Origin of the sequence: Methylobacterium sp. 10, assembly GCF_000519085.1 — a bacterium.
In the GTDB taxonomy this organism is placed as follows: Bacteria; Pseudomonadota; Alphaproteobacteria; order Rhizobiales; family Beijerinckiaceae; genus Methylobacterium.
Genome location: NZ_KI912577.1, coordinates 962,306 through 976,805 on the forward strand (window position 1 = coordinate 962,306; position 14,500 = coordinate 976,805).

Annotated in this window: 12 protein-coding genes; 6 read left to right on the forward strand and 6 right to left on the reverse strand. The window is 65.9% G+C overall.

All coding sequences use genetic code 11. The features are described from left to right. Positions 1–34 precede the first annotated feature (34 nt). On the reverse strand, positions 35–415 hold the full coding sequence (locus tag K368_RS0104350; protein ID WP_027171314.1) for a helix-hairpin-helix domain-containing protein: 381 nt from the start codon (positions 413–415) through the stop codon (positions 35–37). Between the two features lie 325 nt (positions 416–740). On the opposite strand from K368_RS0104350, the gene rpmF reads away from it, so the two are divergent. After that, positions 741–929, forward strand: a complete 189-nt coding sequence (gene rpmF, locus K368_RS0104355) for a 50S ribosomal protein L32 (RefSeq protein ID WP_018046018.1) — start codon at positions 741–743, stop codon at positions 927–929. Positions 930–1,025: 96 nt separating this feature from the next. On the opposite strand, the gene K368_RS0104360 is transcribed toward rpmF, so the two are convergent. Both K368_RS0104360 and phaR read right to left on the reverse strand, forming a co-directional pair. Further along, complete coding sequence (locus K368_RS0104360; protein WP_027171315.1) at positions 1,026–1,301, reverse strand: hypothetical protein; 276 nt, start codon at positions 1,299–1,301, stop codon at positions 1,026–1,028. A gap of 92 nt (positions 1,302–1,393) precedes the next feature. Beyond that, on the reverse strand, positions 1,394–2,008 hold the full coding sequence (phaR, locus tag K368_RS0104365) for a polyhydroxyalkanoate synthesis repressor PhaR (protein WP_027171316.1): 615 nt from the start codon (positions 2,006–2,008) through the stop codon (positions 1,394–1,396). Between the two features lie 326 nt (positions 2,009–2,334). Between phaR and K368_RS0104370 the strand changes: the two genes are divergently transcribed. Next, on the forward strand, positions 2,335–3,516 hold the full coding sequence (locus K368_RS0104370; protein ID WP_018046015.1) for an acetyl-CoA C-acetyltransferase: 1,182 nt from the start codon (positions 2,335–2,337) through the stop codon (positions 3,514–3,516). Between the two features lie 226 nt (positions 3,517–3,742). Beyond that, positions 3,743–4,471 carry an acetoacetyl-CoA reductase gene (phbB, locus tag K368_RS0104375; protein ID WP_026176322.1) on the forward strand — a complete coding sequence of 243 codons (729 nt, stop codon included), beginning with the start codon at positions 3,743–3,745 and terminating at the stop codon, positions 4,469–4,471. A 95-nt stretch (positions 4,472–4,566) separates the two neighbouring features. On the opposite strand, the gene K368_RS0104380 is transcribed toward phbB, so the two are convergent. Next, on the reverse strand, positions 4,567–5,466 hold the full coding sequence (locus K368_RS0104380) for a peptidylprolyl isomerase (RefSeq protein ID WP_027171317.1): 900 nt from the start codon (positions 5,464–5,466) through the stop codon (positions 4,567–4,569). 524 nt (positions 5,467–5,990) lie between these two features. On the opposite strand from K368_RS0104380, the gene secA reads away from it, so the two are divergent. The 3 genes from secA (at position 5,991) to K368_RS0104400 (ending at position 10,805) form a co-directional block, all read left to right on the forward strand. After that, complete coding sequence (gene secA / locus K368_RS0104390) at positions 5,991–8,888, forward strand: preprotein translocase subunit SecA (protein ID WP_027171319.1); 2,898 nt, start codon at positions 5,991–5,993, stop codon at positions 8,886–8,888. A gap of 38 nt (positions 8,889–8,926) precedes the next feature. Further along, a complete protein-coding gene (locus tag K368_RS0104395) occupies positions 8,927–9,766 on the forward strand; it encodes an aldo/keto reductase (protein WP_027171320.1) in 840 nt (279 codons plus the stop codon). A 160-nt stretch (positions 9,767–9,926) separates the two neighbouring features. Next, positions 9,927–10,805, forward strand: a complete 879-nt coding sequence (locus K368_RS0104400) for a cell wall hydrolase (RefSeq protein ID WP_027171321.1) — start codon at positions 9,927–9,929, stop codon at positions 10,803–10,805. Between the two features lie 26 nt (positions 10,806–10,831). Here K368_RS0104400 and K368_RS0104405 read toward each other — a convergent pair whose 3' ends face one another. Both K368_RS0104405 and ispG read right to left on the reverse strand, forming a co-directional pair. Next, positions 10,832–12,769, reverse strand: a complete 1,938-nt coding sequence (locus K368_RS0104405; protein ID WP_027171322.1) for a potassium transporter Kup — start codon at positions 12,767–12,769, stop codon at positions 10,832–10,834. Between the two features lie 311 nt (positions 12,770–13,080). Continuing rightward, on the reverse strand, positions 13,081–14,394 hold the full coding sequence (gene ispG / locus K368_RS0104410) for a flavodoxin-dependent (E)-4-hydroxy-3-methylbut-2-enyl-diphosphate synthase (protein ID WP_197030982.1): 1,314 nt from the start codon (positions 14,392–14,394) through the stop codon (positions 13,081–13,083). Positions 14,395–14,500 lie beyond the last annotated feature (106 nt).

The following is a 14,500-nucleotide window of genomic DNA, read 5'->3' on the forward strand; positions in this document are numbered from 1 at the left end:
ACCGGACCGGTGCCGGGTAGCCCGAGCGGAAGGGTTACTTCTGCTTGGCGATGACTTTGTCCTTGATCCCGTCATAGACGCCCTGGGTGAGAATCTTCTTCGACACGAGCTGATCCTTGCCGTGATAGGGGCGGCCCTTGACGATCGCGGCCGACCGCGCCGCACCGATGCCGGGCAGAGCCTCGAGTTCGGCGGCCGAAGCGCTGTTCAGGTCGATGAGATCGATCTTGGCCGCCGGCGCGACGGGGGCAGCGGGCTTGTCCGCCGTGGGCTTGGCCGGGGCGGCCGGAGCCGTGGGCGCCTTCGGTGCGACGGTGGGAGGGGTGGAGGTCGAGGGGCTTGGCGCCTGGGCGAGAGCGGGAGCCGCCGCGAGGCAGCCCAGCACGGCCAGGGCACGGAGCAGAGATGTGGTCATGCGAGATGAAGTCACGGCAATCTCCCGAGATGCGGCGGCGCAGTCTTCGTTGAGGCGTCTCCGTATTCGCAGGTAGGACACGACGGTTGAACCGGCGCTTAACGAGGCTTCACAGCCTCGCGAGCCCCGTCGCGAACCAGGGCCGGTGTCCCCTTCGCGGATCGATCAGCCTTTTCCGAAAGTCCGCCCCCGGGCGGCTCTAGCCAGACGGCCGATGTGCCGCTATACAGCCGCCATCGAATCTCCGTTTGAACACGGTGCCGAGGTTGCCTATTCCCTCGCGGGGCGGCGCCCGTGCATCCTTTTTGTCGTAGCAGGACTACCCATGGCCGTTCCGAAGCGAAAGACCTCCCCCTCGCGGCGCGGCATGCGCCGGTCCGCCGACGCCCTCAAGGCTCCGACCTATGTCGCCGACAAGGATTCGGGCGAGCTGCGTCGGCCCCACCACATCGATCTGAAGACCGGCATGTATCGCGGTCGTCAGGTCCTCAAGGTGAAGTCGGCCGAAGCCTGATTTTGCGCGTCGTCTACGGTCCAGCTCAGGCTGGGACGAGATGATGTTTGCGAGAACCGCCTCCGGGCGGTTTTTTGCGTTCTGCGTGCCGACGAATCAGGCGCGGCGCTTGCCCACCCCGATCCGTGTCGTCTCGGCGTAGTGCGCCGTGGCCGAGCGCATGCGTTCCGTGCGGGAGGCACGCATGGTCGGCTCGCAACTGACGAGAAGCTGAGTCAGGAACTCGGCGCTCGGCCTGCCATAGGCGACACTCGCCTTGCGGGCCACCGTCTCGCCGCCGTTGACGACAACGAGCGTCCTTGCCGTGCCCCGATCCCCCTCGGGGACGACGCGACCCGTTTTGGTACACTTTCCCGTGCCGGTTTGTGCCACACGCTGCCTTTCCGCCTGCAATGGGCAGAAAAGAGCAATGGGTGGGCCGACGTTAACGGTTCATCAGTACTCTTTCAGGACGCAATCGGGGACTACTTCTTGGCGAGGTCTTCGAGGCGGTTGCGCATCTCCGCCATCTGCCGCTTCAACTCGTCGAGGTCACTGTCAGGCGCGGGCACCGGGGTCGCCGGATGGGACGGCGTCGGCGCCGACGCGGACGTCTTCATACCGGAGAGCGGCCCGGTCCCGAAGGTCGTGAACATCTTCATGGCGTCGCCGAAGAAGCTCATATTGGCCCGCACCTGTTCCTCCATGGCGCTCTGGAACACCTTGGGGGCAAAGCTCTGGTTCATCTTCTCGCGCAGGCCGTCCTGGTCGCGGGCGAAATTGGCCATGGAGAATTCGAGGAAGCTCGGCACCATCGTCCGCATGCTGTCGCCGTAGAAGCGGATGAGCTGGCGCAGGAAAGCCACCGGCAGCAGATTGTCCTCGCCGGCCTTGTTCTCCTGCTCGAAGATGATCTGCGTGAGCACGGAGCGGGTGATGTCGTCGCCCGAGCGGGCGTCATAGACGAGGAAATCCTCACCGTTCTGGACCATCGTCGAGAGGTCCTCGAGCGTGACGTAGGTCGAGGTTCCGGTATGGTAGAGCCGCCGGTTCGCGTATTTCTTGATGACGGTCTGCTGAGACTTACCGTTGTCCGCCATCCTCGTGGCCTTTCCCGACACGTTCATTCCAGCGCCCAATCCCTTCGAGGCCCGATGCGCCGTCCGGGTATCATTCGTATTTGCGCGTGAGCAGACCTTAAGGCTTTCGCCCGCTGACGAAAACAGCAATTTGACCCCGATCCCCGCAGAATAGTGCCACACGCCGCGCGGCGCCTCCGGTGACAAACGCCGGCCGGTCACTCGCCGACCTTCCGCACGCGCTTGACTTCACCCTGCCCAGCGCTTTCATCGCCTGAGTTGGCCTCAAGCGCGCATGCCCATCAGAGGGCTTCAACGTCGCGCCGGCCCTCAAGAGGAGAACGTCAATGGCAGCGGAAGACATCGTCATCGTCGGAGCGGCGCGGACCGCAGTGGGTTCGTTCGGAGGTGCCTTCAACACCGTCCCGGCCCATGAACTCGGCGCCGTCGCCATCAAGGCCGCCCTGGAGCGCGCCGGCGTCTCTCCCGACGACGTGGACGAAGTGATCTTCGGTCAGGTCCTCACCGCCGGCGCCGGCCAGAACCCGGCCCGGCAGGCCGCCATCAAGGCCGGTATCCCGGAGAAGGCCACCGCCTGGGGCGTCAATCAGGTCTGCGGCTCGGGCCTGCGCACGGTCGCTCTCGGCATGCAGCAGATCGCCAATGGCGACGCCACGGTCATCGTGGCCGGCGGCCAGGAATCGATGTCGCTCTCCCCCCATGCGCAGTACCTGCGCGGCGGCCAGAAGATGGGCGACGTGAAGCTCGTCGACACCATGATCAAGGACGGCCTGTGGGACGCCTTCAACGGCTACCATATGGGCACGACAGCCGAGAACGTGGCCCAGGCCTTCCAGCTCACCCGCGAGCAGCAGGACGAGTTCGCGACGAAGTCGCAGAACAAGGCCGAGGCCGCCCGCAAGGAAGGTCGCTTCAAGGACGAGATCGTCCCCGTCACCGTTCCGGGCCGCAAGGGCGACACCATCGTCGACACCGACGAGTACATCCGTGACGGCGCCACCATCGAGGCGATGGCCAAGCTCAAGCCCGCCTTCTCGAAGGACGGCACGGTAACCGCCGCCAACGCGTCCGGCCTCAACGACGGCGCTGCCGCCATCGTGCTGATGTCGGCCTCCGAGGCCGAGCGTCGCGGCATCACCCCGCTCGCCCGGATCGTGTCCTGGGCCACCGCCGGCGTCGACCCCAAGGTCATGGGTACCGGCCCGATCCCGGCCTCGCGCAAGGCTCTCGACAAGGCCGGCTGGAAGCCGTCCGACCTCGACCTGATCGAGGCCAACGAGGCCTTCGCCGCCCAGGCGCTCGCCGTGAACAAGGACATGGGCTGGGACACCGACAAGGTGAACGTCAATGGCGGCGCCATCGCCATCGGCCACCCGATCGGTGCGTCCGGCGCCCGCGTCCTCGTCACGCTGCTGCACGAGCTCAAGCGTCGTGACGCCAAGAAGGGCCTCGCTACCCTCTGCATCGGCGGCGGCATGGGCGTCGCCATGTGCATTGAGCGCGTCTGAAGCCCCAGCGGGCTCGATTGAATACAGTATAATCTCTGCGCTCATGACAGATCTTCAAGGATGCCCGCAAACATTGGGGACATTGTCTTGGAGAATTCTTGAGGACGCAGCAAATTTAAATGGCATGGGCGGGCGGAGCCGATTGAGCTAAGCCCGCCCGCGCCGAGAATCTGCAAGAAATTGCATTACGCACGCCATCGAACATCAAAGAAAATTGGAGGAAGCCATGGCTCAGGAACGCATTGCCCTCGTCACGGGTGGAACGCGCGGCATCGGTGCCGCGATCTCGACGGGTCTCAAGGCCAAGGGCTACAAAGTGGCCGCCAATTACGGCGGCAACGACGAGGCGGCCAACGCCTTCAAGGCAGAGACCGGCATCCCGGTCTTCAAGTTCGACGTCGGCGACGCCGCCGCCTGCGAGGCCGGCATCAAGGCCGTCGAGGCCGAGCTCGGCCCCATCGACATCCTGGTGAACAATGCCGGCATCACCCGTGACGGCGCGTTCCATAAGATGACCTTCGAGAAGTGGCAGGCGGTCATCAAGACCAACCTCGACTCGATGTTCACGGTTACCCGTCCGGTGATCGAGGGCATGCGCGCCCGCAATTTTGGCCGCATCATCCTGATTTCGTCGATCAACGGCCAGAAGGGCCAGGCCGGCCAGACCAACTACTCGGCCGCCAAGGCGGGCGTGATCGGCTTCGCCAAGGCGCTGGCACAGGAGAGCGCCTCGAAGGGCATCACCGTCAACGTGATCGCGCCCGGCTACATCGCCACCGACATGGTGATGGCGGTGCCGGAGGACATCCGCAACAAGATCATCTCGACGATTCCCGTGGGCCGCCTCGGTGAGGCCGCCGAGATCGCCCGTGCGGTGGAATACCTCGCGGCGGAGGATTCGGGCTTCATCACCGGCTCGACCCTGACGATCAACGGCGCCCAGTACATCGCCTGACGCCCTCCCGCGGCATTGACAAGACGAAGGCCTGCCCCGGCGACGGGGCAGGCCTTCTTCGTTTTCGAAAGCCATCCGGCTTCAGGGACCGAGCTTCAGGGAGCCTTGGGTGCCAGGGCGGGCGCGGCGGTATCGGTACGTTCGATCTTGGCGCTCTCGCGCAGCTTCAGGATCAGGTCCTGCTGCGACTTGCGGGTGAGGTACTGGTCGACCTGATCCTTCATTTCGGCGAAGGTCGGCACCGGCTTGGTGCGCCGCTCCTCGACCTTGATCACGTGCCAGCCAAACTGCGTCTTGATCGGGTCGGAGACTTGGCCGACCGGCAGCTTGAAGGCGGCCTCCGCGAAGGGGGCGACCATCCGTTCCTTGGTGAACCAGCCGAGATCGCCGCCCTCGGCCTTGGAGCCGGGATCCTTGGAAAGCTCCGCCGCGATCTTCGAGAAGTCCTCGCCGCCCTTGATCCGGGCCGAGATCTTCTTGGCCTCCTCCTCGTTGTCCACGAGGATGTGCCGGGCATGGGCCTCCTCCTCAGGCTTCATCGTGGTGAGGGTCTGGTCGTAGAGGGCTTTCGCGGCCTCCGGCGTCACCGCCTTCTTTGCCTCACGCTCCAGATACTCGTCGAGGAGGAGCTTGCTCTTGAAATAGGCGAGCTTGCGCTGGAACTCGGGCGAGTCACCGACCTTGGCCACCTCGGCCGCCTGCGCGCCGACCTTGAGGTCGACCATGTAGTCGATGAGCAGGTTCTTCTTCTGGGCCTCGTCGACGCCGGGCAGGGAGAGCGCCGGGTCTTCGGCGGCGATGGCGAGGTCGCCCGCGGTGACCGGCGAACCGTTCACCTTGGCCACCACCGTCTCCGGTGCAACCGGAGGCGCGGCGGGGGCGGCGGCCGGCGGCGTCTGCGCCAGGGCCTGCATCGGCAGCGCGACGGAGGCGAGGGGCAGGGCAACGGCCAGCGCCAAGGCGCAGGTGCGCCGACGAAAGTGGGGCGTCGTCATGAACGGGATTTCCTCGGGAAATGGTGCCGCACCCTCGAGGCTCTGTCCGGCCGGGTTTGGGGGCATGGCAGCAGGCAAATGGCAGCAGAACAGGCGGCAGGACGCCACCAGGATCTGTGGGTCACACGTGGCGCCGGCAAGGCCCGAAGGCAAGCGCAAGCGTCGTTTGATGGGAGCCCCCCCCGATCACGATGAAGCGGCCTTGATAGCGGACGGTGCGGCGGAGGGTGTCCGCTGTGCGCAGGATCGCCCCGTGAACTCCGGAGCAGGTTCCTGCGAGACCGACTGACGGCCCCAGCCCTTTGGCGACAGCCGATTCGCCCGCCCTTACGGACGGGCGCAAGCTGCCCTTGCCCTGCGGAGGCAACACCCGGAGCCCCTCCATGAGAGGCGACCGGGTCATCGTCGCGGGTTCGCGCGACAGCACAGCCCTTTCGGATGCGCCCTGCAATATTTACCTCTATAAGCCCGCCCAACACACTCTTCCGATATCTCGCTTCAGATATCTCGACCGCAGGTTCACGATGCTCGGCGCCCTCGCTAAAAAGATTTTCGGCTCGTCCAACGACCGCCGCGTGAAGGGCTATCGCCCGCGCATTGCCGAAATCAATGCCCTGGAACCGGAGATCGCCGCCCTGTCGGACGAGGCCCTGCGCGCCCGCACCGACATGCTAAAGGCCGAGTTCGCCGCCGGAAAGAGCCTCAACGAGATCCTCGTTCCCGCCTTCGCCACCGTGCGCGAGGCAGCCAAGCGCACCCTCGGCCAACGGCATTTCGACGTGCAGCTCATCGGCGGCATGGTGCTCCACGAGAGCGGCATCGCCGAGATGCGCACCGGCGAGGGCAAGACCCTTGTGGCGACACTGCCGGTCTACCTCAATGCCTTGTCGGGTCTCGGCGTCCACGTGGTCACGGTGAACGACTACCTCGCCTCCCGCGACGCCGAGTGGATGGGCCAAGTCTACCGCTTCCTCGGTCTCACCGTCGGCACCATCGTCCACGGGCTCGACGACGAGCAGCGCAGGGAGGCCTATGCCTGCGACATCACCTATGGCACCAACAACGAGTTCGGCTTCGATTACCTGCGCGACAACATGAAGTACGAGCTGAGCCAGCTCTCGCAGCGCGGGCACAATTTCGCGATCGTCGACGAGGTCGATTCCATCCTCATCGACGAGGCGCGCACGCCGCTCATCATTTCCGGTCCCGTGGACGATCGCTCGGAGCTCTACGTCTCGGTGGACGCGCTGATGCCCCATCTCGAGAAGGAGCATTACGACCTCGACGAGAAGCAGCGCTCGGTCTCGCTCACCGAGAGCGGCAACGAGTTCATCGAGGACCTGCTCCGCGGCGCCGACCTCCTGAAGGAGGGCGACCTTTACGACGCCCATAACGTCAGCCTCGTCCACCACGTGAACCAAGCGCTACGCGCCCACACCCTGTTCACCCTGGACAAGGACTACATCGTCAAGAACGACGAGGTGGTGATCATCGACGAGTTCACCGGCCGCATGATGCAGGGACGGCGCTACTCTGAGGGCCTGCACCAGGCGCTGGAGGCCAAGGAGCGGGTGACCATCCAGCCCGAGAACCAGACGCTCGCCTCGATCACCTTCCAGAACTACTTCCGCCTTTATACCAACCTCGCGGGCATGACCGGCACGGCCTCCACCGAGGCCGACGAATTCGCCGAGATCTACAAGCTCGAAGTCGTCGACATTCCCACCAACAAGGAGGTCGAGCGCGTCGACGAGGACGACGAGGTCTACCGGACGGTGGGCGAGAAGTACGACGGCATCATCGCGGAGATCGAGAAGGCGCATGCGCGCCACCAGCCGATCCTGGTCGGCACCGGCTCCATCGAGAAGTCGCAGCACCTGGCCGAGATGCTCACGAAGGCCGGCTTCCGCCAGCTCGACTATTCCGACCTCAATGCGCTCACCGACGTCTACGCCGCCGCCCGCGAAGGCCGGGTGACCAAGACCTTCGCCGTGCTCAACGCCCGCTTCCACGAGCAGGAGGCCTATATCGTCGCCGAGGCTGGCGTGCCGGGCGCCATCACCATCGCCACCAACATGGCCGGGCGCGGCACCGATATCAAACTGGGCGGCAATCTCGAGATGCGCTTGGAGAAGGAGCTCGCCGGCCTGCCCGCAGGCGCCGAGCGGGACACGAAGGCGGCGGCGATCAAGGCCGAGATCGAGGAGAACCGTGCCAAGGTGCTGGCCTCTGGCGAGCCGGCCGACCCGGAGGCCGGGCGCAAGAAGGCCCTGCCCGGCGGCCTCTACATCATCGGCACCGAGCGTCACGAATCGCGGCGCATCGACAACCAGCTGCGTGGCCGCTCCGGCCGCCAGGGCGATCCCGGCCGCTCGAAATTCTACCTGTCGCTCCAGGACGATCTGATGCGGATCTTCGGCTCGGACCGCATGGACGGGATGCTGACCCGCCTCGGCCTGGAGAAGGGGGAGGCGATCATCCACCCCTGGATCAACAAGGCCATCGAGAAAGCGCAGCAGAAGGTCGAGGCGCGCAACTTCGACATGCGCAAGAACGTGTTGAAATACGACAACGTCATGAACGACCAGCGCAAGGTCGTGTTCGAGCAGCGCCGCGACTTCATGGGCCAGGACAGCGTGCGCGACACCGTGGACGAGATGCGCCACGGCGTCGTCGACGATCTCGTCGCCATCCACGTCCCCGAGAACGCCTATGCCGAGCAGTGGGATATCGAGGGCCTGCGCCTGCGCGTCACCGAGGTGCTGAACCTCGACGTGCCGGTGGAGGAGTGGGCCAGGGAAGAGGGCATCGCGGACGAGGAGATGCGCGACCGCCTGCGTACCGCCTCCGACGAGGCCTATGCCGCCCGCACCGAGAAGAACACGCCGGAGGTGATGACCTATGTCGAGAAGCAGGTGCTGCTGCAGACCCTCGACCATCTCTGGCGCGAGCATCTCGTCACCCTCGACCACCTGCGTCAGGTGATCGGCTGGCGCGGCTTCGCCCAGCGGGACCCGCTCAACGAGTACAAGTCCGAAGCGTTCGAACTCTTCAACGGCCTTGTCGGCAGCTTGCGCGAGCAGGTGACCCAGCAGCTAGCCCGCATCGAGATCACCTACCAGGAGCAGGACTCGCAAGGGGCGAACCCGTTCGCGAGCCCGGAACTGCCGTCCATGTTCGCCCAGCACCTCGATCCCGTCACCGGCGAGAACGAAATGGACTTCTCCGATCGCGGCACGGGCAGCGTCGGCGGTGGCGGACCGGTCTACGGCTACGCCGCGCAGGCGATGTCCACGGACGCGTCCGTGATCGAGCGCGACCCGAACGATCCGAGCACCTGGGGTCGCGTCGGCCGCAACGAGCCCTGCCCCTGCGGCTCGGGCAAGAAGTTCAAGCACTGCCACGGCACCCTGACGGCCTGAGGCAGGCCCGCACGGACGGTCGTCTATCGGAGCATCGCATGCGAGAGAAGACCTTCGGGCCGACCGGGCGTCCCGTCCCCGTGATCGGTCAGGGCACGTGGTCCCTCGACGAGTCGCACCGGCCCAGCGCCGTGGCTGCCCTGCGACAAGGCCTCGATCTTGGGATGAGCCACATCGACACCGCGGAGATGTATGGCGAGGCCGAACTCGTGGTGGCGGAAGCGATTGCGGGGAGACGCGACGAGGTGTTTCTCGTCTCGAAAGTCCTGCCGAACCATGCCTCGGCACGCTCCGTCGTCACCGCCTGCGAGCGCTCGCTGGCGCGCCTGAAGACGGACCGGCTCGACAGCTATCTCCTGCACTGGCGCGGAGGGACTCCGCTTGAGGAGACCATAGGCGCCTTCGAGGAGTTGGTCCGGCAGGGCAAGCTGCTCTCCTGGGGGGTCAGCAATTTCGACGTTCCCGACCTTGAGGAAGCTCTTGCCATAGCCGGCAAAGGCCGCATCGCCTGCAATCAGGTGCTCTACCATCTCAGGCAACGGGCGATCGAGCACGCTGTCCTGCCCTGGTGCGAAGCGCACGGCGTCGCCGTCGTTGCCTACAGCCCCTTTGGCCATGACGATTTTCCCGAACCGGACTCGGCCGGTGGGCGTGTGCTGGGCCGGATCGCTGCCGAGACGGGAGCAACGCAGCGGCAGGTCGCGCTCGCGGCGCTGACGCGGTCCGCCTCGGTCTTCACCATCCCGAAGGCCGCGCGCATCACGCATGTGGACGAGAATGCCGCCGCCGGCCACCTGACGCTGACCGATCGTCAATGGCAGAGCCTCGACGATGCCTTTCCTCGCAGGCCTAAGCCCGCGCACCTGCCGATGCTCTGAAGCGAGGATCGGGTTCGCCCTGGCCGGAGCGAGAAAAGCCGGACGTGATCCTCAGGCCACAGCATCGGAAAGATGATCAACCCTCCCGGACCGTATCCGAAAAGAAACCACATTTCCCGCCGAGCTAGACCGTTAAGGAAACGGACGGGAGCGAGACGGCATGGGGTATCCCCGATCGGCGACGACGGGACTCTACGGGGTCCTGCTGATGACGACGATGGGCCTCGGTGCCTGTAATTCCCCTACCACGACCGGTTCCCTCGGTGGCCCAGGCCTCGCGGCCAAGCCCATGGCGGTGAGCGACGAGGAGCGCGACTGTCTCGGCCGCGCCATGTATTTCGAATCGAACCGCAGCGATTCCGAAGGCCTGCTCGCCGTCGGCACGGTGGTGATGAACCGCCTCGAAGCGGCCGCCTTCCCGAATGGCGGCATCTGCGCCGTGGTTGGCCAGCCCCGTCAATTCGCTACCGGCGTTCTCACCAAGCCCATGGCGGAGAAGGATTTGACGAAGGTCGCGGACGCCGCCGATGCGGTCCTTGCCGGCCAGCGCCATCCGAAGGTCGGCCGCGCCATGTACTTCCACACGGCGGGCCGCACGTTCCACTACAACAACATGCATTACGTGGCGGTGGCCGGCGGCAACGCCTTCTACGAGAAGCGCAAGCCCGGAGCCGTGGAGCAGGCCCGGCCACCGGCCGCCCTGGCCTTCGCCGCGGCCTCCACCCCGTCCATTCCCGAAGCCTCACCGGCAGCACCGGTCCAGGCCGTCGCGACTCCGGCCCCCACCGGCATTCCCTCGACTCCGCCGGTCGCCGCTCGGCCAGAGGAAACGGGCACCCAGCCCGCCTCGACGGCTCGGGCGGAACCGGATCGCGCCGCCGCCTCCCACGCCGCCATAAGCCAGGGCGCACATTCCAAATCCTTGTCGAAGACGGTGGCGAGAACGCGGGTCGCCCATGCCAGAAGCCCGGCAACGTTGGCGGCCCTGGCCCCCGAGGCGCCTCCTCCGCCGCCCGTCATCAACCTTCCGAGGCCGTAAGGCCTCCGACCCGGAAGGACTCGGCCTCAGACCGTGACCTGTGTCCCCACTTCCACCACGCGGCCGGTGGGGATCTGGAAGAAGTCGGTGGCGTCGTTCGCGTTCTTGGCGAGCGTGATGAAGATCCGGTCCTGCCAGAGCGGCATGCCGGAATGCGCGGCGGGGCGGATCGAGCGGCGCGACAGGAAGAACGACGTGGCCATGATGTCGAACTTGAAGCCCTGCTTCTTCAGGAGCGTCAGCGTCCGCGGGATGTTGGGCTGCTCCATGTAGCCGAACTTCATCACGATCTTGGAGAAGTGCGGGCCGATCGGCTCCATGCGGATACGGTCCGCCTCGCTTGCGCGGGGCGTGTCCACGGTCTCGACCGTGAGGATCACGTTCTTCTCGTGCAGCACCTTGTTGTGCTTGAGGTTGTGCAGCAGCGCCGCCGGGGCGATCGAAGGGTCGCTGGTGAGGAACACCGCCGTGCCGCGCACGTGATGGGGCGGGCTCTTCTCCAGCATGCCAACGAGTTCGAGCAGCGGTACGTCGGTCTTGCGGGTCTTGTTGAACAGGATGTTCACGCCCCGCACCCAGGTCCACATCACGACGATCAGGAATCCGGCCAGTACGAGAGGCACGTAGCCGCCTTCGAACACCTTGAGCATGTTCGACAGCAGGAACAGGAACTCGATGACGATGAACGGCATGATCGCGGCGGCGGCGGCGATCGGCGACCATTTCCACGACTTCCAGAGTACGATGAAGGCCATGCTAGCGGTCAGCAGCATCGTGCCCGTCACGGCGATACCGTAGGCGGAGGCCAGGGCCGAGGACGACCGGAACAGGATCGCCAGGACCACGACCCCGATCAGCAGCAGGATGTTCACCTGCGGCAGGAAGATCTGGCCCGAATGCGACTCCGAAGTGTGGCGGATCTCGAGGCGCGGAAGCAGGCCCAGCTGGATAGCTTGGCGCGACAGGGAGAACGCCCCGGTGATGACGGCCTGGCTCGCGGTGACGGTGGCGATGGTCGCTAGGATCACCATGGGCAGAAGGCCCCATTCGGGGACGAGCTGGTAGAACGGATCGGTCGTGTCCGGCGCGTTGAGAACCAGCGCCGTCTGGCCGAGATAGTTCAGAGTCAGGCACGGGGCCACGAGGCCGAGCCAGGCCACTTGGATCGGCCGGCGCCCGAAATGCCCGAGATCGGCGAACAGCGCCTCCGCACCGGTCACGGCGAGGAAGACCGCGCCCAGCGCCACCAGTGCCCCGGTGCCGTGGCCGAGGAGGTAATGCAGCGCGTACCAGGGATTGAACGCCTGGAAGACCTCTGGCCGCGACACGATGTGCGGCAGGGCCGCGAGCCCCAGCGCTAGGAACCAGATCACCATGATCGGACCGAAAAAGGCCGCCACCTTGCTGGTGCCCCGGCTCTGGACCATGAACAGAGCGAAGATGATCGCCACCGTGATCGGCAGGACGTAATGCTCGAAGGCCGGCGTGACGAGCTTCAGGCCCTCCACCGCCGAGAGCACGGAGATGGCCGGCGTGATGACGGCGTCGCCGTAGAATAGGGAGGCGCCAAGCAGCCCGAGCATGAAGACGATGCGCGAACCGCCCAGCGCCTTGCGGGCCAGGGCCATCAGCGAGAGGATTCCACCCTCGCCGTTGTTGTCCATGCGCAGCAGGATGACGACGTACTTGATCGTGACGATCAGCAGCAGTGCCCAGAGGATGAGCGACGTCGTGCCGAGGACCTCCTCGGGCAGCAGAATGCCGTCCGCCCTCGCCGGGCCGAGCGCCTCGCGGAAGGCGTAGAGCGGGCTGGTGCCAATGTCGCCGTAGACGACGCCGACAGAGCCGACGACCAGCGTCCAGAAGCTCGTCTTCCCATGCCCGTGATCACCGGGCCCGGTCTCGGGACTGGCCGCAGGGCCGGGCTGAGCGCCGGGGACGCTCGGGATGGCGGTTTGCGTCATGCGCTGCGATCAGGCTTCTGCGACGGGGAGAGGGATGGGGAGACTTGGATTTGGCGCGCGACATGGGCGATGGAGACGGGCGAACCGCGAGCGGAGTCCCGTCCCCACATGTCGCGGACGAACCGGCGGCCGGTCATTAAAGCACCGGCGCAAGACGACTCCCAGCGCGAAGCATGCCAAGGGCGTATCATGCGGGTATGACGCCGAGAACGACGATCCCGCCATGGACGGGAGATCCTCCCCGGGGAGGCGAGCGAATTCGCCCCGCGTGCAGGAGCAGCGCGGGACGACGGGCGTCACGACGGACGGACTCACTCGGCGGCGGTGCGGGCGCCCTGGCCGAAACGGCGCTCGATATAGTCGATCACCACCGTCTCGAAATCCTTGGCGAGCGTGGCGCCGCGCAGGGTCATCGCCTTCTTGCCGTCGATGAAGACCGGTGCGGTGGGGGTCTCGCCGGTGCCGGGCAGCGAGATGCCGATATCGGCATGCTTCGATTCGCCGGGTCCATTGACGATGCAGCCCATCACCGCAACGTTCAGACCCTCGACCCCCGGATAAGTCTTCTTCCATTCCGGCATGGAGGTGACGATCCAGTTCTGGATGTCGCGGGCGAGTTCCTGGAACGTGGTCGAGGTGGTGCGGCCGCAGCCGGGACAAGCGGCGACCATCGGCACGAAGGTGCGGAAGCCCATGGTCTGCAGGAGTTCCTGGGAGGCCTTGACCTCCACGGTGCGGTCGCCGCCGGGCATCGGGGTCAGCGAATAGCGGATCGTGTCACCAATGCCTTCCTGGAGCAGCACGCCGATGGCCGCGGAGGCCGCAACCAGGCCCTTCGAGCCCATGCCGGCCTCGGTGAGACCGAGATGGATCGCGTAGTCGGAGCGCCGGGCGACCTCACGGTAGACCGCGATCAGGTCCTGCACCGCCGAGACCTTGGCCGAGAGGATGATACGGTTCTTGGGAAGGCCGAGTTCCTCGGCGCGCTGGGCCGAGGACAAGGCCGAGCGCACCATGGCCTCGCGCATCACGGCGCGGGCGTCGATGGGGCGCGCTGACCGGGCGTTCTCGTCCATCAGGTGGGTGAGCAGCGCCTCGTCCAGCGAGCCCCAATTGGCACCGATGCGGATGGTCTTGCCGTAGCGGATCGCCTGCTCGACGATGGTCGAGAACTGCGTATCCTTCTTTTCCTTGAAGCCGACATTGCCCGGATTGATCCGGTACTTGTCCAGGGCTTCGGCGCAGGCTGGGTGATCGGACAGGAGCTTGTGGCCGATGTAGTGGAAGTCGCCAACCAGCGGCACATGGACGCCGATGCGGGCCAGCCGGTCGCGGATTTTCGGGACGGCTGCCGCGGCCTCGTCGCGGTCGACGGTGATGCGCACGAGTTCGGAGCCGGCCCGCGACAGGGCGGCGACCTGCGCCACGGTGGCATCGATATCGGCCGTGTCGGTGTTGGTCATCGACTGGACGACGACCGGGGCGCCTCCACCGACAGTAACGGCCCCCTCGCCCTCGCCCACAGTGACCCCCACCGTGCGGTGGCGCGGTGTCGGACCGGCGATCTCCGGACCGGAAATCGAAATGCCGGGGCCGAACGGATCGGCGGAAGTGGCTTCCATCATGGCGTCCATCGCTGACCTTGCTTATGGCCTGGCCTGCCCTGAAGCGAGCGCCCGGCCATGGTCGTCTGGTATCGAATCCTGCCGATCCTTTGCGAAGATCGGGTGA

Coding starts and splice junctions, on each gene's coding strand:
- K368_RS0104350 (WP_027171314.1), bottom strand. CDS start 415: ATGACCACATCTCTGCTCCGTGCCCTGGCCGTGCTGGGCTGCCTCGCG.
- rpmF (WP_018046018.1), top strand. CDS start 741: ATGGCCGTTCCGAAGCGAAAGACCTCCCCCTCGCGGCGCGGCATGCGC.
- phaR (WP_027171316.1), bottom strand. CDS start 2,008: ATGGCGGACAACGGTAAGTCTCAGCAGACCGTCATCAAGAAATACGCG.
- K368_RS0104370 (WP_018046015.1), top strand. CDS start 2,335: ATGGCAGCGGAAGACATCGTCATCGTCGGAGCGGCGCGGACCGCAGTG.
- phbB (WP_026176322.1), top strand. CDS start 3,743: ATGGCTCAGGAACGCATTGCCCTCGTCACGGGTGGAACGCGCGGCATC.
- K368_RS0104380 (WP_027171317.1), bottom strand. CDS start 5,466: ATGACGACGCCCCACTTTCGTCGGCGCACCTGCGCCTTGGCGCTGGCC.
- secA (WP_027171319.1), top strand. CDS start 5,991: ATGCTCGGCGCCCTCGCTAAAAAGATTTTCGGCTCGTCCAACGACCGC.
- K368_RS0104395 (WP_027171320.1), top strand. CDS start 8,927: ATGCGAGAGAAGACCTTCGGGCCGACCGGGCGTCCCGTCCCCGTGATC.
- K368_RS0104400 (WP_027171321.1), top strand. CDS start 9,927: ATGGGGTATCCCCGATCGGCGACGACGGGACTCTACGGGGTCCTGCTG.
- K368_RS0104405 (WP_027171322.1), bottom strand. CDS start 12,769: ATGACGCAAACCGCCATCCCGAGCGTCCCCGGCGCTCAGCCCGGCCCT.
- ispG (WP_197030982.1), bottom strand. CDS start 14,394: ATGATGGAAGCCACTTCCGCCGATCCGTTCGGCCCCGGCATTTCGATT.